Annotated in this window: 14 protein-coding genes; 6 read left to right on the top strand and 8 right to left on the bottom strand. The window is 69.8% G+C overall.

Annotated elements, in window-relative coordinates; translation table 11 throughout:
* Genes H286_RS0102155 through H286_RS0102145 form a run of 3 tightly spaced genes read left to right on the top strand, consistent with a single transcriptional unit; the run spans position 1 to position 4,902 of the window.
* Positions 1–1,728, top strand: a complete 1,728-nt coding sequence (locus tag H286_RS0102155) for an ABC transporter ATP-binding protein (RefSeq protein ID WP_020096933.1) — start codon at positions 1–3, stop codon at positions 1,726–1,728.
* Entirely contained in the window at positions 1,725–3,764 is a 2,040-nt protein-coding gene (locus H286_RS0102150; protein ID WP_020096932.1) for an ABC transporter ATP-binding protein, read from the top strand. The genes H286_RS0102155 and H286_RS0102150 overlap by 4 nt, the downstream gene beginning before the upstream one ends.
* A gap of 46 nt (positions 3,765–3,810) precedes the next feature.
* The gene (locus H286_RS0102145; RefSeq protein ID WP_028497361.1) at positions 3,811–4,902 is read left to right on the top strand and encodes an alkene reductase; all 1,092 of its coding nucleotides are present in this window, start codon (positions 3,811–3,813) and stop codon (positions 4,900–4,902) included.
* Positions 4,903–4,920: 18 nt separating this feature from the next.
* On the opposite strand, the gene H286_RS0102140 is transcribed toward H286_RS0102145, so the two are convergent.
* The 8 genes from H286_RS0102140 to H286_RS0102105 are packed head-to-tail and all read right to left on the bottom strand — an operon-like array spanning position 4,921 to position 11,593.
* Positions 4,921–5,220: a Dabb family protein gene (locus H286_RS0102140; RefSeq protein ID WP_020096930.1), complete on the bottom strand. Its 300-nt coding sequence runs from the start codon at positions 5,218–5,220 to the stop codon at positions 4,921–4,923.
* Between the two features lie 36 nt (positions 5,221–5,256).
* On the bottom strand, positions 5,257–6,270 hold the full coding sequence (locus tag H286_RS0102135; RefSeq protein ID WP_020096929.1) for a Gfo/Idh/MocA family protein: 1,014 nt from the start codon (positions 6,268–6,270) through the stop codon (positions 5,257–5,259).
* Positions 6,271–6,292: 22 nt separating this feature from the next.
* Entirely contained in the window at positions 6,293–8,602 is a 2,310-nt protein-coding gene (locus tag H286_RS0102130; RefSeq protein WP_028497360.1) for an acyltransferase family protein, read from the bottom strand.
* A 42-nt stretch (positions 8,603–8,644) separates the two neighbouring features.
* Positions 8,645–9,439, bottom strand: coding sequence for an MOSC domain-containing protein (locus H286_RS0102125; RefSeq protein ID WP_020096927.1), 795 nt, complete (start codon positions 9,437–9,439; stop codon positions 8,645–8,647).
* 36 nt (positions 9,440–9,475) lie between these two features.
* Positions 9,476–9,640, bottom strand: a complete 165-nt coding sequence (locus tag H286_RS15000; RefSeq protein ID WP_018188508.1) for a hypothetical protein — start codon at positions 9,638–9,640, stop codon at positions 9,476–9,478.
* A 39-nt stretch (positions 9,641–9,679) separates the two neighbouring features.
* Complete coding sequence (locus H286_RS0102115; RefSeq protein WP_231370869.1) at positions 9,680–10,000, bottom strand: hypothetical protein; 321 nt, start codon at positions 9,998–10,000, stop codon at positions 9,680–9,682.
* Positions 10,001–10,048: 48 nt separating this feature from the next.
* Complete coding sequence (locus tag H286_RS0102110) at positions 10,049–10,918, bottom strand: aldo/keto reductase (protein WP_020096925.1); 870 nt, start codon at positions 10,916–10,918, stop codon at positions 10,049–10,051.
* 42 nt (positions 10,919–10,960) lie between these two features.
* Complete coding sequence (locus H286_RS0102105; RefSeq protein WP_020096924.1) at positions 10,961–11,593, bottom strand: LysE family translocator; 633 nt, start codon at positions 11,591–11,593, stop codon at positions 10,961–10,963.
* A gap of 86 nt (positions 11,594–11,679) precedes the next feature.
* On the opposite strand from H286_RS0102105, the gene H286_RS0102100 reads away from it, so the two are divergent.
* Genes H286_RS0102100 through H286_RS0102090 form a run of 3 tightly spaced genes read left to right on the top strand, consistent with a single transcriptional unit; the run spans position 11,680 to position 13,125 of the window.
* Entirely contained in the window at positions 11,680–12,219 is a 540-nt protein-coding gene (locus H286_RS0102100) for a hypothetical protein (protein ID WP_020096923.1), read from the top strand.
* Between the two features lie 7 nt (positions 12,220–12,226).
* Positions 12,227–12,811 carry a TetR/AcrR family transcriptional regulator gene (locus tag H286_RS0102095; RefSeq protein ID WP_020096922.1) on the top strand — a complete coding sequence of 195 codons (585 nt, stop codon included), beginning with the start codon at positions 12,227–12,229 and terminating at the stop codon, positions 12,809–12,811.
* A gap of 17 nt (positions 12,812–12,828) precedes the next feature.
* The gene (locus H286_RS0102090) at positions 12,829–13,125 is read left to right on the top strand and encodes a rhodanese-like domain-containing protein (protein ID WP_020096921.1); all 297 of its coding nucleotides are present in this window, start codon (positions 12,829–12,831) and stop codon (positions 13,123–13,125) included.
* Position 13,126 lies beyond the last annotated feature (1 nt).

Genomic DNA, 13,126 nt, shown 5'->3' with positions numbered 1-13,126 from the left:
ATGCTCGGAACCCTTCTGGTTCGGTACCTCCGGACCTACCGCTGGCTGCTGATCGGCGTGCTGCTCTTCCAGTTCGCCTCCGCCATGGCTGCGCTGTACCTTCCCCGCCTGAACGCCGACATCATCGACAAGGGCGTCACGCAGGGCGACGTCGGCTACATCTGGTCGCACGGCGTGCTCATGCTCGTCATCGCCCTCGGCCAGATCGTGGCCTCGATCGTCGCCACCTTCTTCGCCGCGCGGGCCGCCATGGCGGTCGGGCGCGACATCCGCCGCGACATCTTCGACCGCGTCAGCGGCTTCTCGGAGCGCGAGGTCACCCAGTTCGGCGCGGGATCGCTGATCACCCGCAACACGAACGACGTGCAGCAGGTCCAGATGCTCGCGATGATGGGCGCGACCATGCTCGTCACCGCTCCGCTGCTCGCCATCGGCGGCATCGTCATGGCGCTGCAGCAGGACGTCGGGCTCAGTTGGCTCATCGGGGTCTCGGTGCCGGCGCTGCTGGTCATCGGCGTCCTCATCATCAGCCGGATGGTGCCGCTGTTCCGCAGCTACCAGAAGAAGCTCGACGCCGTGAACCGCATCCTTCGCGAGCAGCTCACCGGCGTCCGCGTCGTCCGCGCCTTCGTGCGCGAACCGATCGAGGAGGAGCGCTTCCGCGGCGCCAACACCGACATCCTCGTCGTCGGCCGCAAGGTCGGGTCGCTGTTCGTGCTGATGTTCCCGCTCGCGATGCTCGTGCTGAACATCACGGTCGTCGGCGTGATCTGGTTCGGCGGCATCGAGGTCAACGAGGGCAGCGTGCAGATCGGCACCCTCTTCGCCTTCATGCAGTACATCGGGCAGATCCTCATGGGCGTCCTGATGGCCACCTTCATGACGATCATGATCCCGCGCGCCGCTGTCTCGGCCGACCGCATCGGCGAGGTCCTCGCGGTCGAGGGCGGGCTGGCACGTCCCGAGAAGCCGGTGCGGGAGTTCCCGCGCCCCGGTGCGGTCGAGTTCGACGACGTCGCCTTCACCTATCCGGGCGCGGATGCGCCCGTGCTCGAGGGCCTCACCTTCGCGGCCGCGCCCGGCGAGACGGTCGCCGTCGTCGGGTCGACCGGTGCCGGCAAGACGACGCTCGTCTCGCTCATCCCCCGCCTGTTCGACGTCACCGGTGGGTCGGTCCGCGTCGCCGGTGTCGACGTCCGCGAAGCCGACCTCGACGAGCTCTGGAAGGGCATCGGCCTCGTGCCGCAGCGGCCGTTCCTGTTCACCGGGACCATCGCGTCGAACCTCCGCTTCGGGCGCGAGGACGCGACCGACGAGGAACTCTGGCACGCTCTCGAGATCGCACAGGGCCGCGACTTCGTCGAGGAGATGGACGGCGGGCTCGACGCCCGCATCTCGCAGGGCGGGACGAACGTCTCCGGCGGGCAGCGTCAACGGCTCTCGATCGCCCGCGCGATCGTGCACCGGCCCGACGTCCTCGTCTTCGACGACTCGTTCTCGGCCCTCGACCTCTCCACCGATGCCCGGCTGCGTCAGGCGCTCTGGCGCGAGCTACCGGAGGTGACGAAGATCGTCGTCGCGCAGCGTGTGTCGACGATCACCGACGCCGACCGCATCGTCGTCCTGGACGCCGGCCGCATGGTCGGTGTCGGAACGCACGAGGAGCTCCTGGCCACCAACGAGACCTACCGAGAGATCGTCGAATCGCAGCTGGGAGTGGACGCATGAGCGCGCCGGACACGCAGATGACCGACGAGGAGAAGCTCGAAGCCGAGCTCGCCGAGCAGGCGCGCCTGAACAGCGGATCGTGGGACTCGGTCGCGCCGGGCAAGGCGTCGCAGTTCGGGCCCAGCTTCATCCGCATGATCGCCCTGCTGGCGCCGTTCAAGTGGATGTTCGGCCTCGTGACGCTCGCCGGAGCGATCGGTGTCGTCCTCGCGGTGATCGCTCCGAAGGTGCTCGGCGAGGCGACGAACATCGTCTTCGAAGGGTTCCTGTCGAACATGCTCGGTGACAACCCCGCGTTCGCCGGGCTGAGCCAGGCTGAGACGGTCGCCGCGCTGCGCGGTCAGGGCCAGGACGACTTCGCCAACATCGTCGCCGCGATGCAGAACTACACGCCCGGCTCGGGCGTCGACTTCGACGCGCTCAAGGTGATCATCACGTGGGTGCTCGTCATCTACGTCGTGTCGGCGATCCTGACGTGGGCGCAGGGCTACGTCATCAACGTGATCATGGTCCGCACGATGTGGCGCCTGCGCGAAGACGTCGAAGCGAAGCTCAACCGCCTGCCGCTGTCGCACTTCGACCGTGTGCAGCGCGGCGAGCTCATCTCCCGTGTCACGAACGACATCGACAACATCACCCAGACGATGCAGCAGTCGCTGTCGGGTGCGCTGACGGCGGTGCTCACCGTGGTGGGCGTGCTCGTCATGATGTTCTCGATCTCATGGCAGCTCGCGATCGTCGCCCTCATCGCCCTGCCGCTCATGGCGATCATCTTCGGCGTCATCGGCCCGAAGTCGCAGAAGGCGTTCGGGGTGCAGTGGCGCAAAGTCGGCCGCCTCAACGCCCGCGTCGAGGAGTCGTTCTCGGGGCACTCGCTGGTCCGCGTGTTCGGCCGCGAGGCCGATGCCCGTGCGAAGTTCCAGGAGGAGAACGAGGAGCTCTACCAGGCCGCGTTCAAGGCGCAGTTCCTCTCGGGCATGATCATGCCCTCGATGACCTTCGTCGGCAGCCTCACCTATGTCGGCATCGCCGTGCTCGGCGGGCTGCAGGTCGCGAGCGGTCAGCTGCGTCTCGGTGACGTGCAGGCGTTCATCCAGTACTCGCAGCAGTTCACACAGCCGCTGTCCGAACTCGGCGGCATGGCCGCGGTCGTCCAGTCGGGCACCGCCTCGGCCGAGCGCGTGTTCGAGCTCCTCGACGCCGACGAGCAGGAACCGGATGCCGCTGACGCGCCGGCCCGCGGCGAAGGGCGTGGCGTGATCGAGTTCGAGCACGTGAAGTTCGCCTACGCACCCGAGCACCCGCTCATCACGGATCTGTCGTTCCGCGTCGAGCCGGGGCAGACCGTCGCGATCGTGGGCCCGACGGGTGCGGGCAAGACGACGCTCGTCAACCTGCTGATGCGCTTCTACGAGCTCGACGGCGGCCGCATCCTGCTCGACGGGCAGGACATCGCGCAGCTCTCGCGCGACGACGTCCGCTCGCGGACGGGCATGGTCCTGCAGGACCCGTGGCTGTTCGCCGGCACCATCCGCGAGAACATCCGCTACGGCCGCGCCTCGGCGACCGATGACGAGATCGTGGATGCCGCGGTCGCGACGCGCGTGGACCGGTTCGTCCGCTCGCTGCCCGATGGCTACGAGACGCTCCTCGACGAGGACGCCTCGAACGTGTCGGCCGGCGAGAAGCAGCTCATCACGATCGCGCGTGCCTTCGTGGCACAGCCGGCGGTGCTGATCCTCGACGAGGCGACGTCATCCGTGGACACGCGCACCGAGCTCCTGCTGCAGCACGCGATGGCGGCGCTGCGCGAGGGACGCACCTCGTTCGTCATCGCGCACCGCCTGTCGACGATCCGCGACGCCGACCTCATCCTCGTGATGGAGCACGGCGACATCGTCGAGAAGGGCACGCACGAAGAGCTCATCGGTCAGCAGGGCGCCTACTACCGCCTCTACCGCTCGCAGTTCGAGCAGGCGCACGACGACCTGGTCGACGCGGCACCGGCCGAGGAGGGTGCTCCCCCGGCCGAGTGAGAGTGGAGGGGAATACGACCGTGCTGACGTGTCGTTGCCCCTCAACATGAGCCTGTACGAATCCGCCGTCTTCGGCGCCCTCGATCTGTCCAACCGTGTCGTCATGGCACCCCTCACCCGCACGCGGGCTGCGGAGGACGGTGTGCCGAACGATGTGATGGTCGAGTACTACCGCCAGCGCGCCGGTGTCGGCCTCATCGTCACCGAGGGCACCTGGCCCGTGGTCGCCGGCAAGTCCTACCCCGGCCAGCCGGGCATCGAGACCGATGAGCAGATCGCCGGCTGGCGTCGCGTCGCCGACGCGGTGCATGCCGAGGGCGGCACGATCGTCATGCAGCTGATGCACGGCGGGCGCGTCTCGCACCCCGAGATCTCGGGCGTCGACCTGGTCGTGGGCCCGAGCGCCATCGCCTCCCCCGGCCAGGGGCGCACGGTGACGGGCGAGAAGGTCGACCTCCCCGTCCCGCACGCCCTCACGACGGCGGAGGTCGCAGAGACCGTCGCGCAGTTCGTGCAGGCGGCGCGCAACGCGATCGCCGCGGGCATGGACGGTGTCGAGGTCCACGGCGCGAACAGCTACCTCGTCCACCAGTTCCTCTCCCCCGAGTCGAACGTCCGCGACGACGTGTACGGCGGATCTCCCGAGAACCGCGCGCGCTTCGGCATCGAGGTGACCCGCGCGGTCGCCGAGGCGGTCGGGGCGGAGCGCACCGGCATCCGTCTCTCGCCGCAGCACCAGATCCCCGGTGTCCTCGAGAGCGATGACGCCGACGCGCGTGCGACCTACACGGCCCTCGCCGAGGGCCTCGCCCCGTTGGGTCTGGCGTTCGTCGACATCCTGCACGCCGACCCGAAGAGCGACATCGTGCAGCACATCCGCCACGCGGCGGGCGCGCCCACGATCCTCAACTCGGGCTTCGGGGTCGTCACGACGCGTGAAGAGGCCGAGGAGCTCGTGCTCGAGGGATGGGCCGATGCCGTCGCCGTCGGCCGCCCGGTCATCGCCAACCCGGACCTGCCGATCCGGTGGGAGCAGCGCGCCGAGCTGAACGAGCCGCGTCCGGAGTACTTCTACACCGGCGGAGCAGAGGGCTACACCGACTACCCGTCGCTCGCGGACGTGCGTTCGGAGCGCTGAGCGCCCCGAACGCCCCGATCAGTCGCCGGCGACGAAGTCGAACTCCTGGAAGTCGCGGACCTCGTGGCTCCAGCGGCTCTCGACGAAGGCGACATGGTCGGGGTGGGCGCTGTACGCGTCGTAGGCGGCCTGGTCGTCGAACAGCATCGTGAACTGCCACCGCAGGTCGCTGCGCGGGCTGATCTGACGGTTGACGCGGAACTGCTGGACGCCGGGGATGGCCGAGAGGGACCGCTGCGCGTCCGTCAGGAACGTCTTCTCTTCGGAGGAATCCTCCGCGTGGTGCAGGGCGAAGACGACGGTGTGCTGGATGGTCATGGTGATCAAGGCTAACCCCGGGCCACCAGCACGTGCTCAACCAGCGGCGATCTGACGGCGGACCTCGTCGATCGTGGCGAGCACCGACACGACCTCGTCGTGCGGGTGCAGCGGGGACTCGACGAGCCCGGCTCCCACGAACGAGGCGACCGCGGTCGCCTGATAGCCGAGCCCGTCGTGCACCTGCGGCAGGGTGTCGTCGCGCCACTCCTCGACCTGCCCATCGACGCTGAGGCGCAGCCCCGTGGGCCCGTAGAACGGGCTGAGGACATCGAGTCGGCCGCGGGAGCCGAAGACGGATGCCTCGATCGGCGTGACCGCTCCGAAGGTCGTCGTGAGGGCGGCTTGGACCCCGGCATCCGTCTTCAGGGCGATCGTGGCGCTGTCGTCGACACCGGTCGGCGCGAGGGTGCCGACGGCGCGGATCGTCGTGGGCGGTCCGATGATCGACGAGGCGAACGCGACGATGTAGACGCCGAGGTCGAGCATGGCGCCGCCTCCGAGCGCCGGGGCGAACATCCGACTCGCGGGGTCGAAGGGGACGAGCGAGCCGAAGTCGGCGCGGACGAGGTCGATATCGCCGAGGGTCCCCGCCTCGAGCAGCTGGCGGATCACGTCGGCCTGCGGCAGGTAGCGGGTCCACATCGCCTCGGCGACGAGCACGCCTGCTGCGCGTCCGGCGTCGAGGATCTCGCGCGCGTCCGCCGCGGTCATCGCGATCGGCTTCTCGATGAGCACGTGCTTTCCGGCGGCGATGGCGGCGAGCGCCTGCTCGCGGTGGAGCGGATGCGGCGTGGCGACGTAGACGACGTCGACGTCGGGGTCGGCGACCAGCTCATCGACGGAGTCGTGCGTGCGCGCGATGCCGTGCCGCTCTGCGAAGGCGTCGGTCTTCGTCGTGTCGCGTGCCGTCACGGCCACCGCGCGCTGCGTCGTGTGGGTGTGGATAGCGTGCACGAACTGGTCGGCGATCCCGGTGCCGATGACACCCCACCGCAGGGCGGGGACGGCGGCGGGGTCGATGAGGCGCGGGGCGGGGAGGAGAGGCATCCCGCCATCTTGGCGCAGGTCGTCAGCGCGTGGTCAGCAGACCCGCGGTGTCGAGCGCCTGCCGCAGCGCCGGCGCGATGTGCTCGGCGTATTCGACGGTCAGGTGGGTCTGGTCGTACTTCGTCGGGATCGACCCCGCGAAGGGCGGGCAGACCTCGTCGGCGCATGTGAACGCGAGCGACGACATCGCATGGTCGCCGGCGTCCGCGGCGGCGCGCTCCGAGAGGGCCTCCATCGTGCGCCACGTTCCGTCGACCGCGCTGTCGCACGCCCGGGGCGACGACGTCGGCGTGTAGCAGGCGGCGAGGCTCACTCCCTGGGGCGGCGGGGCCAGGTGCAGCATCCGCTCGCCCATCCCGTAGGTGTCGGCCTCGCGTCGCTGTGCGGCGATGAGCGCGTCCGCCGACAGGTCGGTGCCGTCGACAGTCCGCCCGAGCGTGAACGCGTTGGACATGACGACGAGGTCGGGCGCATCGGCGAGGATCGCGGCTCGCACGGCGGCCTTGCGCGCTTGGCATCCCGCCATCACCTGCGGGTCGTCGTTCTCGACGAGGACGTCGGTGAAGCGGCATCCGTACATGCCCATGGCCGAGACGCGGATGCTGCCGGCGCTGTCGTCCGCGATGCGGCGGAAGGCAGGCGCGTAGGCCATGGCGGTCGAGTCGCCGACGAGCCAGATGTGCACGGGCGCATCGCCGCTCCCCCACCCGCAGGCCGTTGCCGCGCCGGGCGAGAAGCAGTCGTGCGCGGGGTTGGCTCCCGACGACGCCGCCATCACGCGGTCGAGCGAGGGGGTGAGGTCGGGCCACGCGTCCGCGGTGACGGCGGCGGCCAGTTCTGCCTGCAGATCGGCGGTGGGGTCGCCCGAGACCGTGGGCGCCGACGCGGCGGGGGCAAGTTCGGGCAGACCGAACCGGGGACCGTGGCCGGATGCCGTCACCGCGAGCGCGCCGGCGAGTGCGACGACGACGAGTCCGGCCGTCGCGAGGAAGACCTGCGCGGCGAAGCGCTCACGCCACGCGGAGAGCGCACTCCCGCGCGGCTCGGTGGCCGGTTCGACGAGGACCGGCTCGGCGACGGGGGCGGGCGCCGCGGCGATCGCGGCGGGCTCGATGCGCGGAGCCGCCGGCCGGGATGATCCCGGGAAGTATCGCGTCCCCGGCGTCCACCCCGCGGGGCGCGTCGTCGCGACCGCAACGACCGGCACGGGGACGGGCTCCGGCTCCGGTTCGGGTTCACGGGCCTCGGCGCGCGGCATCCCGCCGAGGAACGGCGCGTAGCGCAGGGGCTGCTCGACGATCAGGTACGACGCGAGGCCGAGGACGGCGCTCGCGCCGAGCACGATCCAGACATGCCACTCGGATGCCGGGAGCAGCGCTGCCGCGAAGACCACCACCGGGAAGTGCCACAGGTACAGCGAGTACGAGGCGTCGCCGACGAAGACCGTCGCCGGGTTGGTGAGCGGGAACAGGTGTCGGTGGCGCGGGTCTCCCCCGACCCCGCCCGCGATCGCGAGCGCCGTGGCGGCGACGGGCGCCGCCGCCCACGGGGCGGGGAAGCCTCCCCCGGTCGGGTCGATGAGCAGCAGCGACGCGACGATCCCCGCGACGCCCGTCCACTGCATCACGCCTCCGAGCGCGCGCGGGATGCGGCGCAGCAGGGGGACGAGAACGGCGACGAGCGCGCCGAGGCCGAGCTCCCACGCGCGGGTCAGCGTGGAGAAGTACGCGACGGTCGCCTGCGAATCGGACTGGACGAGCGCCCAGCCGAATGACCCCGCCACGACCGCTGCCGCGAGACCACCCGCGACGATCCTGACCCGCGTGCGGCCGACGAGGGCGACGACGATCAGGAGCAGCAGCGGCCAGACGAGGTAGAACTGCTCTTCGACCGACAGCGACCAGAAGTGCTGCAGCGGCGAGACGGCTCCGGTGTCGGCGAAGTAATCGGTGCCTTGCGCAGCGAAGTTCCAGTTCGATGCGAAGACGGCGGCCCAGGCGGCATCCCACAGCGTCTGCTCGCCGCGGGTGCGGTTGAAGAGGAACCAGCCGGCGACCCCGACGGCGATCAGCACGGTCAGCGCCGCGGGCAGCAGGCGGCGCGCTCGGCGCGCGTAGAACGAGCCGAGCGCGAGTCGGCCGGTGTCACGCGCTTCGCGCAGCAGCATCCCGGTGATGAGGAATCCCGAGACGACGAAGAAGACGTCGACGCCCATGACCCCGCCCGCCGGCCATCCTGCGGCGTGTGCGCCGATGACCGCGAGGACGGCAATGGCGCGAAGGCCTTGGATGTCGCGGCGCGGTGGAGCGGGGGTGTGGATCGGAGAGTGCATGGGGAATGCCGACGAAGAGTCTATGGGATCGCTCCCAGGCGGTCAGTTCCGGTCGGCGACGATCTCGTCCCCCACGTGCACCGTGCCGCCGTCGCCGACCGGAAGCAGCAGGATGCCGAGGGTCGCCTCGCTCTGACCGAACTCGGTCGTGAGCACGCGCAGCAGTCGCGCATCGCGCTCGCCGGTGTCGGGATTCGCGGTGATCGCGGCGCATCGACCGATGGGGCGTTGGACCTCGAACTCGACGTCGCCGATGCGGACGCGGCCCGACCAGTCGAGCTCCTCCCAGGGCGCAGTGCCCGACACCACGATGTTGGAGCGGAAGCGGCGGTCATCGACGGATGCCGGGACCGCGGCATCCACCTGCGCGACGGTCGACTCGCCGTGGAGCGAGACGTAGCCGCGCGCGCGATCCTGGAACCGTGACGTGACACCGTCGCCGATGAGCCGGAGGGGCAGGACGCCCTCGCGCTGCAGGAGTCTTGCATCGGAGGACCGCGCGACGAAGGCGGTGGCGGCGTCCTCGAGTTCACGGCGACCCGTGTCGTCGAGCCCTGCCTCGACCAGCAGCGTGCCGTCGTCGCTCATGCGCACGATGCCGTCGGCGACCTCGACGTGCAGGCGGGCGATGGACGGGAAGTCCATGAGCGCGAGGCCGCGGCTCTTCGGCCAGAAGTCGAGGCCGTCGTCGTCCTCGGGAGCCGTGGCGTCGGCGAAGCGGAACGCGAGCACGCGGTCGCCGGCGATACGCCCATCGGCCTGCACGACGAGTTCGGTGCGGGGTTCGGGCGTGAAGCCCTTGATCGGATACCGGTAGAGCGACGAGACAGCAGCCATGGCTCTAGCGTGCACCACCGGCAGGCGTAGCCCCGGTCAGACCTTCTTCTTGGCGGCGCTCCGTCGGATGAAGCCGAACACGAGGGTGCCGACGAAGAGCACGATGCCGATGAGGCCGAGCCAGAAGAGACCCTCGAACGCGAAACCGACGATCGACAGCACCACCCAGATGATCAACAAGATGATGAGAACTGTCCACATAGTGCTCACCGTACGCGGGATCAGGTGAAGAAGATACGGTCACGCCTGCCGATAGTGACGGACCCGCTCGTCGCGCTCGATGAGGAACTCGTCGTCCTCCGGGTAGAACACCGCACGCTCGATGTCGTCGCCCGCGAAGGCCGCGATCACGGCGAGGTTCTCCCACCGCGACAGGGTCGTGATCTCCGTGCGGCCGTCGCCGAGGTCGCGCGTCAGCAGCCACGCGCCGAGGTTGCCGGGGGTGGCGCGATACGCATCCATGCCGGTGCGCTCCACGTACCGGATGTAGCGGTCCGCATCCTCGGCGCGCACCACACCGGTCCACATCCGAACGACGGGTTGACCGCTGAAATGCGTCACGCGCCCACCCTTGCAGAGGTGGACGCGTGACGCCAGGGATGCCGGGGCTCAGCTGCCGAGCTTCGAGAGCTCCGCGAACTCCTCGTCGGTCAGCTCGATGACGGCGCCCTGGAGGTTGTCCTCGAGGTGGGCGACGCTCGACGTGCCCGGGATCGGGAGCATGACGGGCGAGCGCTTGAGCAGCCACGCGAGAGCCACCTGGGCGGGGGTCGCGTTCTTGCGCTCGGCGATGTCGGTCAGCGGAGAGTCGGGGCCGGTGAGGCCGCCGGTCGCGAGCGGGAACCACGGGATGAAGCCGATGCCCTGCTCCTCCGACCAGTCGAGGAGGTCCTCGGCGTCGCGGTGCTGCAGGTTGTAGAGGTTCTGGACCGTGACGATCTCGGCGATCTCCTGAGCGGCCTTGACCTCGTCGATCGAAACCTCGGAGAGGCCGATGTGGCGGATCTTGCCCTCGTCCTGCAGCGCCTTCAGCTCGCCGACCTGGTCCGCGAGGGGGACCTTCGGGTCGATGCGGTGCAGTTGGAACAGGTCGATGCGCTCGAGGCCGAGGCGCCGGAGGCTCATCTCCGCGCCCTGACGCAGGAACTCGGGGCGTCCGAGCGGCGGCCAGACGTTCGGGCCGGTGCGGGTGAGGCCGGACTTCGTCGCGATGACGACGTCGTCGGCGTAGGGGTGGAGGGCTTCCTTGAGGAGCTCCTCGGCGACGTACGGGCCGTAGGACTCGGCGGTGTCGAAGAAGTTCACGCCGAGTTCGACGCTGCGGCGGAGGACGCGGATGGCTTCGTCGTGGTCCTTCGGCGGACCCCAGACGCCGGGGCCGGTGAGCTGCATGGTGCCGTAGCCGAGGCGGGTGACCTCGAGGTCTCCGCCGATGCGGAACGTGCCGGACGACTGTGCAGGCTTCGTGTTGTTCGTCATGGGGTGTTCCAGCGCATCAGCGCTCCGGAACATTCCCGCTCGTCAGCTTTTCGCGCCGGTGAGGGCGAGCGCCCCGCCGAGCCCGATCATGAGGACCCCGCCCGCGCCCGACAGCGTCGCCAGGCGCCCCGGCGACCGCCCGAACCAGACGCGCGCCGTGCCGGCGGCGACCGCCCACGTGCTGTCGCAGACGAGGGCGATCACTTGGAAGATCAGGCCGAGCATCAGCAGCTGCGCCCATACCGGGCCGGCATCCCGAGCGACGAACTGCGGTAGGACGGCGACGAAGAACGCGATGGTCTTCGGGTTCGTGAGACCGACGACGAAGCCCTGTCGCAACAGGGTGACGACGGATGCCGATGCTCGCCCGTCCCGCTCTGCTCGGTGCTTCCGGTGCCGGATCGCCTGGACGCCCAGGTAGACGAGATAGATCGCGCCGACGATCTTGATCGCCGTGAAGGCGATGACCGACGACGCGACGATGGCCCCCACGCCGAATGCGACGAGGAGGATCGCGGGGATGTTGCCGAGCGAGTTCCCGAGCACGCTGAGAACGCCCGCGCGACGGCCGAGCGCGATGGATCGGCCGATGACGAACAGGACCCCGGGACCCGGGATGACGATGATCACCATCGACGCCAGGGCGAAGGCGAGGAGGTTCTCGATCGGGATCACGAAGGAACGCTATCGCGACCGGCGGCCGGCTTATTTAGCACAGTCGTGCTACTTTGATCGGACTCGTTCGGACGAAAGGAATCCTCGTGATCCTGGTGGCGATCATCGCCTGCGAAATCGGCTTCTGGCTCGCGATCATCGCGGGTCTCGTCGCCCGCTACGTCTTCCGTCGCCCGCGTCTGGGAGCGATGCTCCTGCTCGCGGCTCCGGTCATCGACCTGATCCTGCTCGTCCTCGTCGGGGTCGATCTCCTGGGGGGCGGTACCGCGTCGTGGCATCACGGCCTGGCCGCGCTCTACATCGGCGTCTCGGTCGCGTACGGACACCGGATGGTGGCGTGGGCCGACGCGAAATTCGCTCAATGGTTCCGGGGCGCGGCGCCGCGCCCCGGACGGTACGGCTGGGACTACGCACGCGCCTGCTGGAAGGACGTCCCCCGCACGCTGCTCGCCGTCGCCATCGCGGCGGCCGTGCTGGGCGGGCTGATCCTGCTGGTCGGGGCTCCCGAGCGCACGTCGGAGCTGCTGCGGTTCTTCCCGATCCTCGGCGTGATCGTCGCCGTCGATACCCTCTGGGCGCTCGGCTACACCGTGTGGCCGAAGAAGGCACCCGCGGTCGCGGCATGATGAGAGCATGCCGCGACTGATCGACCACGACGAGCGCGACCGCGCGATCGGCGATGCCGCGATGCGCGTCCTCGCCCGTGACGGACTCGCCGCACTCTCGGTGCGGAAAATCGCGGATGAGGCAGGGCTGGCGACGGCATCCCTCCGCCGCGCGTTCCCGACCCAGCTCGCGCTCCGCCGGTACTGCGTCGACCGGATCCACGACGCCGTCTCCGCACGCGTGACGGGGTTGACGGGTGAGCGGATGCCGCTGGCGATCGCCGTCCTGCTCGAGCTGCTGCCGCTCGACACGACTCGCCGGGTCGAGCTGATCGCGCAGCTGCAGCTGGGGAGTCTCGCTCTGACGGACGCGACCCTGACCGAGAGTGTGCGCGACCTGCACGACGGTGTCGGGTTGATCTGCGGCGTCGCACTGGGTCAGCTCGACCTGCCCGACGAGATCGACATCGCGCTCGAGACGCTCCGTCTGCAGGCGCTCCTCGACGGGCTCGCGCTGCACCTGCTGTGGGCCGATCCGGCGGATCCCGCGACGCACGCGCGCCGTCTCCTGGAGCACCATCTGACGAGCCTGACCGCCCGGCATCCGCTCTGATCTGCGACCATCGAGGTATGCACTCCATCACGACGGCGCAGCTGGCCGAGGCCTCCCCCGCGAACATCATCGACGTCCGCGAACCCGATGAGTTCGCGGCGGGTCACGTGCCCGGCGCGCGCAACATCCCCCTCGCCACGGTGCCCGACCACGTGGACGAGCTGCGCGAGCTCGACGACCTGCACCTCATCTGCCAGGCCGGCGGACGCAGCGCGCGGGCGGCGGCGTTCCTTGAGCACCACGGTCTCGAGACGACCAACGTCGAAGGCGGCACGGGTTCCTGGATCGCGGAGGGCCGCGAGGTCGAGAAGTGAC

This window comes from Microbacterium sp. 11MF, from assembly GCF_000383475.1.
GTDB classification, from domain to species: domain Bacteria; phylum Actinomycetota; class Actinomycetes; order Actinomycetales; family Microbacteriaceae; genus Microbacterium; species Microbacterium aquilitoris.
This window is presented reverse-complemented; position numbering and strand designations above follow the sequence as displayed.